Consider the following 14,521-nt stretch of genomic DNA (forward strand, 5'->3'; position numbering starts at 1 on the left):
CTAGCACGGTCGTCGCAAAGCTCGTAGGCGGCGCTGGCAAATAAATGACCATGAACCCCTACACGGTTTCGACCAGCGCCACCAGCCGCATCAGCTCCCGCTCCACCGCCTGGCGGCAGCGTTCCAGCTCGGCCTCGTCGGCGTGCTTGCCGACGTGGATGGGCTCGCCGTAGGCAAAGTGCAGCCGATTGAACGGGTAGGGCACGATCATCGAATCCCAGGAGCGCAGGATTTTTCGGCGCTGTGCCTGATAGGCCATGGGAATGATGGGGATGCCGGTGAGCCGGGCAGTGGTCACGACGCCGGCCTGCACCACGTACTTGGGGCCGCGCGGACCGTCGGGGGTGATGCCCAGGTCGTGCCCGTGCTTGACCGCGCGCAGCATCTGGCGCAGGGCCTTGCTGCCGCCCTGGCTGGATGAGCCGCGGATGCATTCAACCCCCAGCGAGCGCATCGCCGCCGCCGCCAGGGAGCCGTCGCGCGAGGCGCTGGCCAGCGGTCGGAAACGTCGACCGCGCCGGGCATGAGCCAGGTAGCCGAAGCAGGCCAGGATGTTGCGGTTGTGCCAGGACACCAGGATGAAGGGCTGGTCGTTGTCCAGGTGCCGGTGCAGGGTGGCCAGGTTGGTGAAGGTCTTGCGGCTGGTGAAGTAGATCAGCCGCATGACCTGGGCCAGCGCCCAGCCGGCGATGCGCGCCTTGAGCGGCAGTTGCGCGGGTTCGTCTTCGGTCACGGCGGCGGTGGTGGTGTTCAGGACACCGTCTCCAGCAAGGAACGCCAGTTGTGCTGCGGGTCGCCCAGCACTGCAAAGCAGGGGTTGAGCAGCGAATCCTTGCGGTTGTAGGTCAGCCGCTGGAAGCCCGGCAGTTGCAGCACCTGCGCGCCGGCCTGCTCGGCCACGCACTGGCCGGCGGCGGTGTCCCATTCCGAGGTCGGGCCGGTGCGCGGATACAGGTCGGCGCTGCCTTCGGCGATCTGGCAGAACTTGAGCGAAGAGCCGCGGCTGAGCGCCTCGTGCGGTGGTGCCGCCGCTAGTAGGCGTTGCAGCGCAGCGTCCTGGTGCGACTGGCTGACCACCAGAGTCGGCCGCGTGGGCGTGCGACGGCTGCGGATAGCCTGACGCTGGCCGTCGACCAGCTTCCAGGCCCCGCCCTCGCCCGCGGCCAGATAGCTCAGGTCCAGGGCCGGCGCGTGCACCACGCCGAGCAGCGGATAGCCGTGATCGATCAGCGCGATGTTGACGGTGAAGTCGCCGTTGCGCTTGATGAATTCCTTGGTGCCGTCCAGCGGGTCCACCAGCCAGTAGCGGGTCCAGCGGCTGCGCACGTCGAAGCCGATGTCGGCGGCCTCTTCGGACAGGATCGGGGTGTCCGGCGTGAGCCGCGCCAGCGCCTCGACGATGCAGCGATGCGCGGCGAGATCGGCCTGCGTCAGCGGCGAGGCATCGTCTTTGTGCGTCACGCCGAAGTCGGCCGAGCGGTAGACCGCCATGATGCGGCGGCCGGCTTCGAGCGCAATGTCGAACACCGGGTGCAGTAGTTCGGCGGGATTCATGCAGCGGAAGGGGTCGGGTGACCGCTTATGATAGAGGACTGAGCGCGCACGACCGCGCGGGCCCTTCACTCGTTTTTTCGAACATGCCTGTTGCCCCTCCCGACTGGTCGGTCGTGGAATGCGTCCTGCTCGACATGGACGGCACCGTCCTCGACCTGGCCTTCGACAATTTCATCTGGATGCAGGCCGTACCCAGCCGCTACGCCGAACGTCGTGGCCTGAGTCTGGAAGCGGCGCGGGCGGAACTGGCGCCGCAGTTCATGTCGGTGGCGCACACCCTGCCCTGGTACGACCTGAATTACTGGACACGTCTGACCGGGGTGGATCTGGCTGCGCTGCACGATGAGTTTCGCGACCGCGTCGGCATCCTGGAGGGCAGCGTGGCGTTCCTGGACGCGGTGCGCGCCAGCGGCCGGCCGATGTGGCTGACCACCAATGCGCATCCCGACAGTTGGCGACCGAAGCTGGCGCAGACCGGATTGGCACATTATTTCGATCACATCGTCTCGTCCGACGATCTCAAAGCGCCCAAGGAAGACCCGCGCTACTGGCAGGGTCTGCGGGATCGGTACGGCATGAACGCCGCGCGCTGCCTGTTCGCAGACGACAGCCGTCGGGTGCTGGAAGCGGCGCGCAGGTTCGGCATCGGCCAGATCGTGGCGATGACCCACCCCGACACCACCCGGCCGCCACATGTGTTCGAGGATTTTTTCAGCGTGGCGCGCCTGCATGAACTGTTGCCGGTGCCGCCGCTGCATCGCGTCTGAGCGCGCGCTCATTGCAGGCAACAAAACCGCGTGCATTGTCGGTGACCTGAGCTCAGTCGCGCGCCTGCACCGGCCGCAGCACGCTGTCCTGGAATTCCGGCAGCTTTTCCATTGCCTGGCGGTAGCCGATTTCGACCAGCTCGTCGATGCGCTTCCAGTCGAATACGCCGATGCCGCCCACCGGCATGCGCAGGTACAGGTCGGCGCGCGCGGCGCGCGCCGCCACGCCCGATTCGCTGGTCAACGTGGCGGTGCGAAACAGGATGGAGAACAGGCTCGGCCGTTTGCCCTGCGCCTGCCAGCGCAACAGGCATTCGGGATCCGGGCCCTCGATACCGGGCGCGCCGATGCCACCTTCGGTGCTGACGTCGGAAGCGATGATCGGGCCCCGCTCCAGGTCCTGCATCACGTCGGTCGGCAGGCTGTTGATGACCGCGCCATCGACCAGCAGATCGCCGCGATAGGCCACCGGCGGCGCCACGCCGGGGATGCACATGCTGGTGGCCAGCCAGGTGCTGAGCGGGCCGCGGTCGTGGACCTGGGCGCAGCCGCGCGTGAGGTTGGTGGATACGCAGAAGAACGGCGTGCGCAGATCCTCGATGCGGCGATCCTCGAAGATCTCCTGCATGCGGCGCAGGAACTTGCGGCCGCGAATCAGCGCCACCGACGGAAACAGGTAATCGTTGAGCAGGTTGCGCCTGACGAAGGTGTCGCGCGCGATGCGCAGCATCTCGTAGCTGCTGAAACCGGAAGCCTGCAGCGCGGCAAAGAATGCACCCATGCTGGTGCCGCCAATCGCATCGATCTCGATACCGGTTTCTTCCAGCGCACGGATCAGGCCGATGTGGGCGAAGCCGCGCGCGCCGCCGCCGCCCAGTACCAGCCCCAGCGCGCGCCCGGTCAGGCTGCGCACGACGTGGGCGACGTCGCGCAGTTGATGCGGCCGCACGAAGTAATGTGCGCCGGCGCCGACGCGATCGCGCCAGACGGCGGCGCGACCGGGCGGCGTGGTGTGCGCGCGCAGCAGCACCAGGTCCACCGGTGCGCGCACGCCGCTGCGGCGCAGCATGTCCAGGGTCGGGTGCGGCGCGGCGGGTTCCTGGTGGGCGTCGGCCAGCACCAGCACGCGATCCACCTGGCGCAGACAGCGCTGCGACCACGCGCTGGTGTCGCCGTCGCCGACATAGAGCAGATGACGGCTGGCCATCTCGCGCGACTGCAGCCACTGGATCAGGCGGTCTTCGGCCTCGCCGCCACCAATGGGGGTCTGCGCCGCGCCGACGCCCAGTTCGGCGTCCACCCGCGCGGCGTTCATCAGTTCGGCCGAGCCGCAGTTCGCCAAGGTCTGCAGCAGGTCCTGCGCAAAGCCCGCCAGGTCCAGTCCCGGGCTGGCCGACAGCAACGCGAACGAGCGCCAGCGACGCCCGGCCGCGAGCGTGGCGGCGCGCTGGTTCTGGCGCAGGCGTTCGATGACGGTGCGACTCACTTCCAGCAGCGCCGCGGGGTGAGCGTCGAACACCTGCATCATCGCGGCGCGATCAATCTTGAGCACCTTGGAATCGCGCACCGCATAGACGGTGGCCGAGCGCGCCTCGCCCGACAGCAGGCTGATCTCGCCCACCGGTTCCAGACGGCCGATCTCGTTGACCACGGTGCCGTCGGCCAGGCGCACGCGCAGGCGGCCTACCGCCAGGATGTAGAGGTGATCGGCGGAGGTGCCGATCTCGATCAGCACCTGGCCGCTGCGGATCGCCACCACCTCGGTACGCGCGGCAAGCTGGTCCAGCGCAGCCGCAGGCATGCCTGCGAGCAGACTGGTTTCGGCCAGCAATGCGCGGATGTCCAAGCGAGGCTCCTCCCGGACGGAAGTCTAGCCGGCCTATCGCTGCGTCAGATGTCGGCGCCGGTGCCGACGGGTGCGCGCGAAGTTGAGCGCCCGACGCGGCTCGGATAGCGTCGGCCGATGACCACGACCCAATTGAACGCCTGTCTGCACGCGCACATCCCCGTGAGCCGGCACATGGGCCTGCAGGTGTTGCACCTGGACGCGCGCTCGATCCGCGTGGGCCTGCCGCTGGCGCTCAACCTCAATCCACATGGCACCGTGTTCGGCGGCTCGCTCACCGCGTTGGGTCTGGCCACCGCGTGGATGTTGCTGCATGCGCGCTTTGCGGCCGCCGGCCTGCCGGTGAAGCTGGTCGGCAAGCGCAGCGAGTGCGATTTCCTAGCGCCGGCCAATGGCGACTGCGTGGCCGAAACCGTGTGCGACGCCGACACGCTGGACGCGCTGTTCGCAGGCTATCGACGCCAGGGTCGCATGCGGCAGGCGCTGCAGACGGTCATCCGCGTGGGTGCGGTGGAGGTGGCCCATCACCGCGGGCTTTACACTGCGCTGGATCCCGAATCCGACCGCCGCCGACCATGAATCCTGCGTTCCGCTTTTGCCCGCAGTGCGCCCAGCCCCTGCAAACCGTCGAGATGAACGGCACCCCACGCCGCGCCTGCGAAGCGACCGGTTGCGGATACGTGCATTGGGACAACCCCACGCCGGTGGTCGCCGCCATCGTCGAGTACGAGGGCAGGATCGTGCTGGCACGCAACGTTGCCTGGCCCAAGGAGTGGTACGCGCTGATCACCGGCTTTCTGGAGCGCGACGAACATCCGCGCGAGGCGGTGATGCGCGAGGTCAAGGAAGAGCTGAACCTGGACGCGCAGGACGCCACCTTCGTGGGCCATTACGAATTCCGCCGCATGAACCAGCTCATCATCGCTTACCACGTGCCGGCCACCGGGACGATCCGGCTCAACGAAGAGCTCAACGATTACCGCCTGGACGCCTTCGAGGACGTGCGCTACTGGGAGGCCGGTACCGGCTACGCGCTGCGCGACTGGCTGCAGGCCAAGGGCTACGATCCGCAGGTGGTGGGCTGGGCCCGCGGCGCGGGCTGATTCAGGGGCAAATCAACCGACCTACGCAGGCAGGGAGAAACACGATGGCCATCGTCGATCGCATCGAATCGCTGGACGCTTTGCTGGAACGTTACGCCGACACTCTGGGTCCGGCGCGTCAGCCCTACACCAACCACAACTACCGCGTCGCCAATTTCTGCATCGAGTTGGCCGGTTGCGGTGATGACGCCGAGGCTGTCGACAAGATCGGCATCGCCTGCGCGTTTCACGACATCGGCGTGTGGACCGTGGGCACGCTGGATTACCTGGAGCCTTCGCGCAAGCTGGCGGCGGAGTACCTGGAACAGATCGGCAAGTCGCAGTGGCTGGCCGAGATCGAGGCGATGGTGATGGAGCATCACAAGCTGCGGACTGCCGGTGCCAGTGCGGGGCCGCTGGTAGAGCCGTTCCGCAAGGCGGATTGGATCGACGTGTCGCTGGGCCTGCTGCGCTTCGGGTTGTCCGGCGAGTTCATCGGACAGGTGAAGGCGCGCTTTCCCAACGCTGGTTTTCACAAGCTGTTGATGCGCGCCACCGGCGCGCAACTGATGCGCGATCCCTTGCACCCGATGCCGATGATGCGGTTCTGAGGCTGGGCCGGGTCGACGCTCGCCGCCGGCGCTCCGCCGCGGATCGCGGTCGGCCCCCTATCGCAGCAACTGGTACGGACCGCCCTTGGCCAGCGCGCGCTGGTAGGCCGGTCGGGCATGGATTTTTTGCAGGAAGGTGGCCAGCCGCGGGCGCGAGGCGTCCAGTCCGCCGCGGCTGGCGGCCGCTTCCAGCGGAAAGCTCATCTGCACGTCGGCGGCGCTGAATTCCGGGCCTGCGAACCACTCGCTCCGGCCCAGCTCAGATTCCAGGTAGTCCAGGTGCAGCTTGATCTGCGGCCCGAGGAAGGCGGTCTTGACCTTGCCTTCAATGGCCCGCATCAGCGGCCGAAGCAATGCGGGCGACATCGGCGCCAGGCGGCTGAAGATCAGGGTCATGACCATCAGCGGCATCACCGAGCCTTCGGCGTAGTGCAGCCAGTAGCGGTAGCGCAGGCGGTCTGCAGTGTCGGCAGGAGGAATCAGCTTGCCGCCACCGTGCGTCTCGACCAGGTACTCGATGATATTTCCGGATTCCGCGACGACCACCTCGCCGTCGGTGATCACGGGAGACTTGCCCAGCGGATGCACCGCTTTGAGTTCCGGCGGTGCCAGCATGGTTTTGCGGTCGCGCTCGTAGCGCTTGACTTCGTAGAGTAGCCCCAACTCTTCAAGCAGCCAGATGACGCGCTGCGAGCGGGAATTCTCCAGATGATGGACGACGATCATGAAACGGTCTCGGTACTGGGCGCTGTCACCGGCCTGAGCTGAGCGGCGAGCCGGGTGGCGTGCTTGGAAATCAGCGCGTAGATGGACAACTGCGGATTGGCGCCGATGCTGGTCGGAAACAGCGATCCGTCCAGCACCGACAGGTTCTGTACCTGATGGTGGCGGCCGTGGCTGTCGCAGACCGAGGTCTTTGCGTCGCTCCCCATCGCGCAGCCGCCCATGAGATGCGCGGTGAACACGCCGGCGCGGAATTTCTTCATCGGCAGGTCGGCAATGCCGCGCTGCGCCTCGGCCCAACTGCGGTACCAGGGGCTGTCCAGGTGACCGGCCATGACACGCCTGGCGCCAGCGGCGAACTGCGCTTCGGCCATCTTCAGGTAGGCGCGGTGCGCGCCGCGCCAGAGGTAGTCGCTCAGTTGGTAATCCAGGATCGGCATGCCGCCGGCGTCCACACGGATCTCGCCGCCGATGCTGTGGTCATGAAAGCCGTCGCGCAGCAGCGCAAGAAAGGCGTTCAGATGCGGCAGCAGTTGCATACCCTGGGTCAGCGCCGGGCCGTGCGCGCCGAAAATGGCCGAGGCCAGGAAGGGAAAGATCGGCGGCACTTCCAATTTGAAGCCGGGCAGTTCGCCGTCGGGCTGCCATTGGAACTGGTCGCTGGCGATGGACTGCGGCGCGCCGTAGTACGGATCGACGCGATCCGGCATTTCGGCCAGGGTCAGCACTACCGGATGGATCATGGTGCGCTTGCCCAGCCGGCCGTAGGGGTCGGGCGTGCCGGAACGCAGCAGCAGCGCGGGGCTGTTGATGGCGCCACCAGCGACAACGTAGTGGCGCGCGCGGATGGTCAGCGTCACGCCGTTCGGCGTGGTGCCGTCGGCGCCGAGCGCGACGGCCTGCAGGTCCTGCACCTGATCGCCGCGATAACGCAGACGCTGGGCGCGAACGCGGTAGATCAAGCTAGCGCCGCGTTGGAGTGCGGCCGGAAGGGTGGTGACCAGCATGCCCTGCTTGGCGTTGACCGGGCAGCCGACGCTGCAGTAACCGCTGTTCCAGCAGCCGCGCACGTTGCGGGGAATAACGTGCCATTCCCAGCCTAGCTTGTCGCAGCCATCGCGCAGCACCGCGTTGTTGGCGTTGGGCGCAGCGGCCCAGGGTGCGACACCCAGACGCGACTCGGCCTGCTCGAACCAGGGCCGCATGCTGGCGGCGTCGGCATCGATCACGCCATGCGCGTCGGCCCAGCGCGCCAGCGTCTGCGTCGGGGTACGAAAGCTGGAGGTCCAATTGACGGTGGTGGTGCCGCCGACGGAGCGTCCTTGCAGAACGGAGATGGCGCCGTCGGCCGTCATCCGCGCAGCGCCTTCCTGGTAGAGGTCGCGATAGGCGCGCTGCTCGTCCATGTCCTTGAACTGCGCGGCAGTCTGCAGCGGACCTTCTTCCAGCATCAGCACCTGCAGACCCGCGGCGCTGAGGATGTCGGCCGCGGTGCCGCCGCCGGCGCCGGTGCCGATGATGACGACATCGGCTTCCAGCGTCTGGTTGTTCTGCAGCGTGGCGGCGTCGGTGACGCTCCAGCCGGATGCAATGCCCGCGGTGTAGAGATCGTCGATGGCCATGGTGATGGTGCTCAGGCGTTGACGGCCTTGAACATGAACTCCAGCGGCCCCGGATAGCCGCTGGCCTGGGCGCCTTGCGGGCCACCGTAATAGCCGACGGCGCACAGCTTGGTCAGCACGCGATATCCGGCGTTGAGCAGGCCGATGCTGCTGTTGCGCCAGCGCAGCAGAAAGGCGTCGGTCTGTTCCGCCGTGGCCTCGCTCCAGGGCGACGCGATGCCCGCCACCGCCCAGCGCGTGAGGCGCAGATGCAGCAGGTCGAACAACTGGAACAGGCTCTTGAGTGCCGGTGGCTGCGCTTGCGCCAGGGTGTTGTCGACGATGCGCAGTGCCTGCTCGAGGTCGGCGGCCGTGAGGGTGACACCCTCGAGCACCACCGGGGTCAAAGCGCGCAGCAGTTGCAGGTCCGCATCGCGCAGCACGGTGTAACCCTGGGCTGCGGCGGTTTCGCGTGTGCTGCAGCCGACGAGGCTGCCGGCCAGGCCCGCGGTGGCAAGTACGGCGGTGGCGCTCAGCCCCAGGCGCAGGAATTCCCGGCGTGAATCATCAGCAAGGTCTGTGGATGTCATGGCGGCGTGCCCCTACGGATCGCGCTGGAAAAGTCCGTCCGTTTAATTCATCGCCGGAATAAATGCGCGGCCGACGTGCCAGGCGACGCTGTCTGTCCGGTGCGATGAGCCCGGGTGCAGGTCGCTACGCTAGCCGGGATCTATCAATGATCCGAACGCTGCGCCATGAAGGCGATTCGTTCGTTGCTCATCATTGACTCGAACGCCTCGCCATAAAGGCGATGCGCTCGAACAGGTGCACGTCCTGCTCGTTCTTGAGCAACGCGCCGTACAGCGGCGGCAGGCTCTTCTTGGTGCTGGCCTCGCGCAGCACGGAAGGATCGATGTCCTCAGCCAGCAGTAGCTTGAGCCAATCCAGCAGTTCCGAGGTCGACGGCTTCTTCTTCAGGCCCGGCAGCTCGCGCAGACCGAAGAACACCTCCATCGCTTCCTTGACCAGGTTCTTCTTCAGGTCCGGGAAGTGCACGTCCACGATCTGCTGCATCGTGTCCTTGTCCGGGAAGCGGATGTAATGGAAGAAGCAGCGGCGCAGAAAGGCGTCCGGCAGTTCCTTCTCATTGTTCGAGGTGATGATGATCACCGGCCGGTTGGTCGCAGTGACGGTCTGGCGCGTCTCGTAGACGTAGAACGCCATCTGGTCGAGTTCGCGCAGCAGATCGTTCGGGAACTCGATGTCGGCCTTGTCGATCTCGTCGATCAGCAGCAGCGGGCGCTTGCCAGCCTCGAAGCACTCCCACAGCTTGCCCTTGACGATGTAGTTGGCAATGTCCTTGACCTTCTCGTCGCCAAGCTGCGAGTCGCGCAGGCGCGACACCGCGTCGTACTCGTACAGGCCCTGCTGCGCCTTGGTCGTCGACTTGATGTGCCACTCGAAGTAGGGCATGTCGAGCTGCTGCGCGACTTCCTGCGCCAGCCGGGTCTTGCCGGTGCCCGGCTCACCCTTGACCAGCAGCGGGCGCTGCAAGGTGACGGCAGCGTTGACGGCCATCTTGAGGTCGTCGGTGGCAACATAATTATCAGTACCCTGGAAGCGCACGGCGCGGTCTCGGCGGTAGTGGAAAGCGTCGAGTTTAATGGACATGCGCCCGGGCCCGCTGAAATGTGGCGGAAAGCACGAATACCGCGACCCGGTGTCGGATACGCGGCATCGCGGAATCTCAGGCGTGGCAGATCAGGCCGCCATCAGTTCCGGCATTTCTTCGCGCACGGCCCCGATCGTTGCCGCCGCAGCCTGCGTTTTCGCAGGCCGGCTCGGCAGCGCCTCGCGGAAGATGCGCTTCCACACGCCGAGGAACTGCTTGGCCATCGGCGCGCTGTTGTAGTGCTGGCCGTACTTCGCGCAGATCTTGCGCACCTCGACCGACATCTCGGCGTAGCGGCGCCCCGGAATGTCCGGGAACAGGTGGTGCTCGATCTGGTGCGACAGGTTGCCGCTCATGATGTGCATGAGCTTGTTGCCGGTGAAGTTGCTCGACCCGCGCATCTGGCGCAGGTACCACTGTCCGCGGGTCTCGTTTTCCAGCGACTCCAGCGGGAACACCTCGGCGTCCTCGGTGAAGTGGCCGCAGTAGATCACCGCGGACGACCAGAAATTGCGCATCAGGTTGGCGGCGATGTTGCCGGTCAGCACGGGCAGGAAGAACGGACCCGCGGTGGCCGGGAAGAACACGTAGTCCTTGAACAGCTGCTTGCGCATCTTCTTCCAGATCGGCTTGATGTCCTTCTTCACGCGCGCGAGTTCCTGCTTGCGCGCGTCCTTGCTCTTCGCGCCGACCACGCGCTCCAGCTCCAGGCTTTGCAAGGCCAGCAGGTGCTGGAAGCCGGCCATCAGGATCAGCGCCATCAGCGGGTTGGCGAGGAAGCGCGGTTCCCACTTCTGCTCGGGGTACAGGCGCAGCACGCCGTAGCCGATGTCGTGGTCCTTGCCCATCACGTTGGTGTACGTGTGGTGCTCGTAGTTGTGCGTCTTGCGCCAGTTGTCGCTGGTGCAGCTCGTGTCCCACTCGTACGTCTGGCCGTTGAGCTCGGGATCGTTCATCCAGTCGTACTGGGCGTGCATCACGTTGTGGCCCAGCTCCATGTTCTCGACGATCTTCGAGAAGCCGAGCAGCGCGCTGCCCGCAATCCAGGCCGGCGGGAAGAAACCGGCGTAGAGCAGGCCGCGACCGGCGACTTCCGTGTAGCGCACGGTGCGCACGATGTTCTTGATGTACTTCGCGTCGACTTCGCCGAGGTCGGCGACGGTGCGCGCGCGCAGCGCGTCGAGTTCGGCACCGAAGGCTTCGATTTCGGCGGGGGAGAGTTTGCGGTCAGGGGTGTTGCTCATAGGAGTGCTCCGGAAAATGGTTGAACGCAGAGGCGCAAAGGGCCGCAAAGGAACTGCTTGAAACCTTTTTTCTTTGCGCCCTTTGCGCCTTTGCGTTGAATTGTTTTGGCTTACAGGTCCAGGGTGAGGTCGGACTGCGCGCTGCTGATGCAGATGCGCAGGTTGGCTTCCGGGTCGGCGGAGTCGCCGCCGTTCTTGAGATTGCGCGTGAGGCCCTCGCGCTTGCCGCAGGCGCAGGTGTTGCAGATGCCCATGCGGCAGCCGTACTTCGGTTTCACGCCCTGCGCTTCGAGCGCGGCGAGCAGCGGCTCGCCGGTCTTCACGGTCAGCACGCGGTTGCTCTTGGCGAGCATCAGGGTGACGGTCTGCGTGCCCACAACCGGCTCGAAGGTCGGCGGGGTGAACGCTTCGGACTGGAAGCTGCGCGCAACCGGCTTCACGAGGTTCTCGATCTGCTGCACGAAGCCGGCCGGTCCGCAGGCATACGCGGTCTGGTTCGCGAGTTCCGGCACCGCGTCGGCAAACAGCTCGGCCGAAGGGCGGCCGCGCAGCTCGTCGCTGCCGGTGACGGCGTCGCCAGTCAGCGCAATGCGCAGCTTGAAATTCGGTTCGCGCGCGGCGAGCGCACGCAGCTCCGGCAGGAAGCACAGGTCGGCGCGGTGGCGCGCCCAGTAGATCAGGGTGGTCTCGACCGGCATGCCGCGACGGTCCAGTTCGCGCGTCAGGCTCATCAGCGGGGTGATGCCGCTGCCGGCGGCCAGAAACAGCAGGCGGCCCGGCAGGACTTCCGGCAGGGTCATCTCGCCGAACGCGCTGCCCAGCTCGACGATGTCGCCGACTTGGATTTCGGCGAACAGATGTGTACTCACCAGGCCGCCTTCGACCTTCTGCACAGTCAGACTGACCCTGCCATCAGCGCGCGGCGTGCCGGTGAGGCTGTAGCTGCGCGTGTGGCGGCGACCGTCGATCTCGACCGTAAGGTTGACGTGCTGACCGGCGCTGAAACCTTGGAACCGCTTGTTGGGCTGCAGCTCCAGGGTCACCGCGCGAGCGGATTCATCGCGCTTGGCGATGACGCGGGCCAATACGCGCTCGCGGCTGGCCAGGCTGCCGAACTCGCGGGCCCAGAAGTCGAACACCGCCGTGTCCATCGGGCCGAGTGCGCGACGCAGCAACTGCGCTGCGCCTCTCAGCCCACCGTTGGCCTTCGCCACCGGTCCTCCCCTCTCCCGCTGAGCGGGCGAGGGGCCAAGGTCTCGCGGCGCGAGATCAGTGCTCGTGGGGCGGGTAAGTGGCGAGGCCATCGGGAGCTCCATTTGAGTGAACAAGTGTTCACACAATGCCGGAAGCCCGAAAATGAGTCAACAATTGTTCACTGAAGTTCCGACGAACGGCGAGAGGAGCCCCTCATCTACATGAGCACATTGATTTTTCCTTTTGAACATCCGTGATGCTAGCCTGCGCGATCATGGCGATACGCGACGAAAAAAAGCAGCAAACGCGACAGGCGCTGCTGGAGGCCGCCATCGATCAGGTCGCCGGCGGCCGCAGCTTCGCCAGCCTGTCGCTGCGCGAGGTGACGCGCGACGCCGGCGTCGTCCCCGCTTCGTTCTACCGCCATTTCCGCGACATGGACGAGCTGGGGCTGGCGCTGGTGGACGAGACCTGCCAGCAGTTGCGCAGACTGATCCGTGCTGCGCGTACCACGCAGGCGCCGGGCGACAACATGCTGGCGGCCTCGGTCAGCACCTTTCTGCTCTACGTGGAGGCCAACCGGCCCGCGTTTCACTTCCTGACCCGGGAACGTTACGGCGGGAGCAAGCCCTTGCGTGAAGCCATCGCGCGCGAGATCCGCGGCTTCGTGGTGGATCTGGCCGCCGACTTTGCCCGCTTTCCCCACTTCAACCAGTTGCCGCGCGACGACCTGGAGATGATGGCGAGCCTGCTGGTGAACACGGTGGTGTCGGCGCTGGGCGAATTGCTGGAACTGCCGCCCCACCACCCCGATGCCAAGGGCGCCCTGGCTCAGCATCTCACCGATCAGATGCGCGTGGTGATTCTGGGCGCGCTGGCGTGGAAGCCCGGCACGCGGGTGCCGACAACGACATCGGCCGCCTGAGCCCGGCTGCGTTAGGCTTCGGTCCGTCGACCTCCACCAGTGACGGAGAGCTGCCGCCGTGTCGCATCGCTACGCCGAACTTGCTTTCACACCCGCGGTGGAGCGCGCGCAGGAACACTACGGTACGCGCCTGCAGAATCAGCGCATGCAGAGCGACTTCGGGCCCAACGATGCCTTGACTGCACGCGAGACGGCGTTCATCGCGCAACGCGACAGCTTCTATCTGGCCAGCGTGAGCGAAACCGGCTGGCCCTATGTGCAGCATCGGGGTGGACCGGCAGGGTTTCTCAAGGTGCTCGATCCGCGGCAACTGGCGTACGCCGACTTTCGTGGCAACAACCAGTACATCAGTGTGGGCAACCTCGCGGGCAACGATCGCGTCTCGCTGTTCCTGATGGACTACCCGAACCGGCTGCGGCTGAAGATCATGGGCCGCCTGCGCATGCAGGACGTGGCCGACGCCGACGCCGATCTGGTGGAGGCCTTGCGTCCGTATCCGTATCGTGCGTCGATGGAGCGGGTCGCGCGCGTCGAGGTCCAGGCCTTCGACTGGAACTGCAGTCAGCACATCGCGCGGCGATTCACCGAAGCGCAGGTGCGCGATGCAATGGCGCCGCTGCAATCGCGCATCGCCGAACTGGAACAGCAACTGGCGCAGCGCGACGCCGGTTGATCATGGGTCGAAGCCGCGCAACCGGCCGCCCTCTGCCCGGAGAAAACGAGGAATGAAACTGCAAGGTTCATGTCACTGCGGTGCCGTGCGCTTCAAGCTGGAGTCGAACAGCCCGGTGCCGTTCATGCGCTGTTATTGCTCGATCTGCCGCAAGACCTCCGGTTCGGGTGGCTACGGCATCAACCTGGGCGGCGACAAGTCCACACTCAAGGTCAAGGGCCGCAAGCACCTGTCGGTGTATCGCGCCATGATCGCCGAGACCGGGACCGGCAAGCGCAAGCGCAGCGCCGCGCGGCGTCATTTCTGCAAGCACTGCGGCAGCCCCTTGTGGTTGTGGGATCCGACCTGGCCGGAGTTGGTGCATCCGCATGCCTCGGCGATCGATACCGAGCTGCCGGTGCCGCCGGAAGTCACCCACATCCTGCTCGCCTCCAAGGCCAACTGGGTGAAGGTGCGGGCCGGTCGCAAGGACCTGAAGTTCGACGAGTATCCAACGGAGTCGCTAGCCGAGTGGCACCAGCGGGTCGGCCTGGGATCGTGATGGCTTTTGCCTGCCGCAGCCGGTCCCGCGCGCCCGCGGCCTGAGCCGCGTCGTGCGCTGCGAAAAGCATCCGCTGCGTTGTCAGCGC

General features: G+C 66.2%; 16 protein-coding genes. 7 read left to right on the forward strand and 9 right to left on the reverse strand.

From position 1 onward, the window contains the following. Window positions 1-58: 58 nt before the first annotated feature. Together ACOOHP_RS01620 and cysQ are read right to left on the reverse strand one after the other, a co-directional pair. Complete coding sequence (locus ACOOHP_RS01620; protein WP_420464719.1) at window positions 59-733, reverse strand: lysophospholipid acyltransferase family protein; 675 nt, start codon at window positions 731-733, stop codon at window positions 59-61. Between the two features lie 17 nt (window positions 734-750). Continuing rightward, window positions 751-1,554, reverse strand: a complete 804-nt coding sequence (gene cysQ, locus ACOOHP_RS01625; protein ID WP_420464720.1) for a 3'(2'),5'-bisphosphate nucleotidase CysQ — start codon at window positions 1,552-1,554, stop codon at window positions 751-753. Between the two features lie 83 nt (window positions 1,555-1,637). On the opposite strand from cysQ, the gene yrfG reads away from it, so the two are divergent. After that, a complete protein-coding gene (yrfG, locus tag ACOOHP_RS01630; protein ID WP_420464721.1) occupies window positions 1,638-2,321 on the forward strand; it encodes a GMP/IMP nucleotidase in 684 nt (227 codons plus the stop codon). A 52-nt stretch (window positions 2,322-2,373) separates the two neighbouring features. Here yrfG and ACOOHP_RS01635 read toward each other — a convergent pair whose 3' ends face one another. Further along, a complete protein-coding gene (locus ACOOHP_RS01635; RefSeq protein WP_420464722.1) occupies window positions 2,374-4,167 on the reverse strand; it encodes a patatin-like phospholipase family protein in 1,794 nt (597 codons plus the stop codon). A 117-nt stretch (window positions 4,168-4,284) separates the two neighbouring features. Here ACOOHP_RS01635 and ACOOHP_RS01640 point away from each other — a divergent pair, with 117 nt between their 5' ends. The 3 genes from ACOOHP_RS01640 to ACOOHP_RS01650 are packed head-to-tail and all read left to right on the forward strand — an operon-like array spanning window position 4,285 to window position 5,860. Beyond that, complete coding sequence (locus tag ACOOHP_RS01640) at window positions 4,285-4,746, forward strand: YiiD C-terminal domain-containing protein (protein ID WP_420464723.1); 462 nt, start codon at window positions 4,285-4,287, stop codon at window positions 4,744-4,746. A gap of 53 nt (window positions 4,747-4,799) precedes the next feature. Continuing rightward, entirely contained in the window at window positions 4,800-5,270 is a 471-nt protein-coding gene (locus ACOOHP_RS01645) for an NUDIX domain-containing protein (protein WP_420464724.1), read from the forward strand. A gap of 44 nt (window positions 5,271-5,314) precedes the next feature. Beyond that, the gene (locus ACOOHP_RS01650; protein ID WP_420464725.1) at window positions 5,315-5,860 is read left to right on the forward strand and encodes an HD domain-containing protein; all 546 of its coding nucleotides are present in this window, start codon (window positions 5,315-5,317) and stop codon (window positions 5,858-5,860) included. Window positions 5,861-5,917: 57 nt separating this feature from the next. Here ACOOHP_RS01650 and ACOOHP_RS01655 read toward each other — a convergent pair whose 3' ends face one another. From ACOOHP_RS01655 to ACOOHP_RS01680, 6 genes are all read right to left on the reverse strand, one after another. After that, a complete protein-coding gene (locus ACOOHP_RS01655) occupies window positions 5,918-6,586 on the reverse strand; it encodes a glutathione S-transferase (RefSeq protein WP_420464726.1) in 669 nt (222 codons plus the stop codon). Further along, complete coding sequence (locus ACOOHP_RS01660; RefSeq protein ID WP_420464727.1) at window positions 6,583-8,205, reverse strand: GMC family oxidoreductase N-terminal domain-containing protein; 1,623 nt, start codon at window positions 8,203-8,205, stop codon at window positions 6,583-6,585. The genes ACOOHP_RS01655 and ACOOHP_RS01660 overlap by 4 nt, the downstream gene beginning before the upstream one ends. 11 nt (window positions 8,206-8,216) lie before the next feature. Further along, complete coding sequence (locus ACOOHP_RS01665) at window positions 8,217-8,774, reverse strand: twin-arginine translocation pathway signal protein (RefSeq protein ID WP_420464728.1); 558 nt, start codon at window positions 8,772-8,774, stop codon at window positions 8,217-8,219. Between the two features lie 190 nt (window positions 8,775-8,964). Then, window positions 8,965-9,810: an AAA family ATPase gene (locus ACOOHP_RS01670; RefSeq protein WP_420466928.1), complete on the reverse strand. Its 846-nt coding sequence runs from the start codon at window positions 9,808-9,810 to the stop codon at window positions 8,965-8,967. A 135-nt stretch (window positions 9,811-9,945) separates the two neighbouring features. Further along, window positions 9,946-11,100: a fatty acid desaturase family protein gene (locus ACOOHP_RS01675; protein ID WP_420464729.1), complete on the reverse strand. Its 1,155-nt coding sequence runs from the start codon at window positions 11,098-11,100 to the stop codon at window positions 9,946-9,948. 110 nt (window positions 11,101-11,210) lie between these two features. Continuing rightward, the gene (locus tag ACOOHP_RS01680) at window positions 11,211-12,314 is read right to left on the reverse strand and encodes a ferredoxin reductase (protein WP_420464730.1); all 1,104 of its coding nucleotides are present in this window, start codon (window positions 12,312-12,314) and stop codon (window positions 11,211-11,213) included. Between the two features lie 236 nt (window positions 12,315-12,550). On the opposite strand from ACOOHP_RS01680, the gene fabR reads away from it, so the two are divergent. The 3 genes from fabR to ACOOHP_RS01695 are packed head-to-tail and all read left to right on the forward strand — an operon-like array spanning window position 12,551 to window position 14,433. After that, a complete protein-coding gene (gene fabR, locus ACOOHP_RS01685) occupies window positions 12,551-13,219 on the forward strand; it encodes an HTH-type transcriptional repressor FabR (protein ID WP_420466929.1) in 669 nt (222 codons plus the stop codon). Between the two features lie 58 nt (window positions 13,220-13,277). Continuing rightward, window positions 13,278-13,892 (forward strand): pyridoxamine 5'-phosphate oxidase family protein, encoded by a 615-nt coding sequence (locus ACOOHP_RS01690; protein WP_420464731.1) that lies wholly within the window; start codon window positions 13,278-13,280, stop codon window positions 13,890-13,892. Between the two features lie 52 nt (window positions 13,893-13,944). After that, a complete protein-coding gene (locus ACOOHP_RS01695; RefSeq protein ID WP_420464732.1) occupies window positions 13,945-14,433 on the forward strand; it encodes a GFA family protein in 489 nt (162 codons plus the stop codon). Window positions 14,434-14,521: the final 88 nt, after the last annotated feature.

Origin of the sequence: Panacagrimonas sp. (assembly GCF_965216805.1) — a bacterium.
Classification (GTDB): domain Bacteria; phylum Pseudomonadota; class Gammaproteobacteria; order Nevskiales; family Nevskiaceae; genus Panacagrimonas.

Coding starts and splice junctions, on each gene's coding strand:
- ACOOHP_RS01640 (WP_420464723.1), top strand. CDS start 4,285: ATGACCACGACCCAATTGAACGCCTGTCTGCACGCGCACATCCCCGTG.
- fabR (WP_420466929.1), top strand. CDS start 12,551: ATGCTAGCCTGCGCGATCATGGCGATACGCGACGAAAAAAAGCAGCAA.
- ACOOHP_RS01645 (WP_420464724.1), top strand. CDS start 4,800: ATGAACGGCACCCCACGCCGCGCCTGCGAAGCGACCGGTTGCGGATAC.
- ACOOHP_RS01675 (WP_420464729.1), bottom strand. CDS start 11,100: ATGAGCAACACCCCTGACCGCAAACTCTCCCCCGCCGAAATCGAAGCC.
- ACOOHP_RS01660 (WP_420464727.1), bottom strand. CDS start 8,205: ATGGCCATCGACGATCTCTACACCGCGGGCATTGCATCCGGCTGGAGC.
- ACOOHP_RS01650 (WP_420464725.1), top strand. CDS start 5,315: ATGGCCATCGTCGATCGCATCGAATCGCTGGACGCTTTGCTGGAACGT.
- ACOOHP_RS01655 (WP_420464726.1), bottom strand. CDS start 6,586: ATGATCGTCGTCCATCATCTGGAGAATTCCCGCTCGCAGCGCGTCATC.
- yrfG (WP_420464721.1), top strand. CDS start 1,638: ATGCCTGTTGCCCCTCCCGACTGGTCGGTCGTGGAATGCGTCCTGCTC.
- ACOOHP_RS01665 (WP_420464728.1), bottom strand. CDS start 8,774: ATGACATCCACAGACCTTGCTGATGATTCACGCCGGGAATTCCTGCGC.
- ACOOHP_RS01695 (WP_420464732.1), top strand. CDS start 13,945: ATGAAACTGCAAGGTTCATGTCACTGCGGTGCCGTGCGCTTCAAGCTG.
- cysQ (WP_420464720.1), bottom strand. CDS start 1,554: ATGAATCCCGCCGAACTACTGCACCCGGTGTTCGACATTGCGCTCGAA.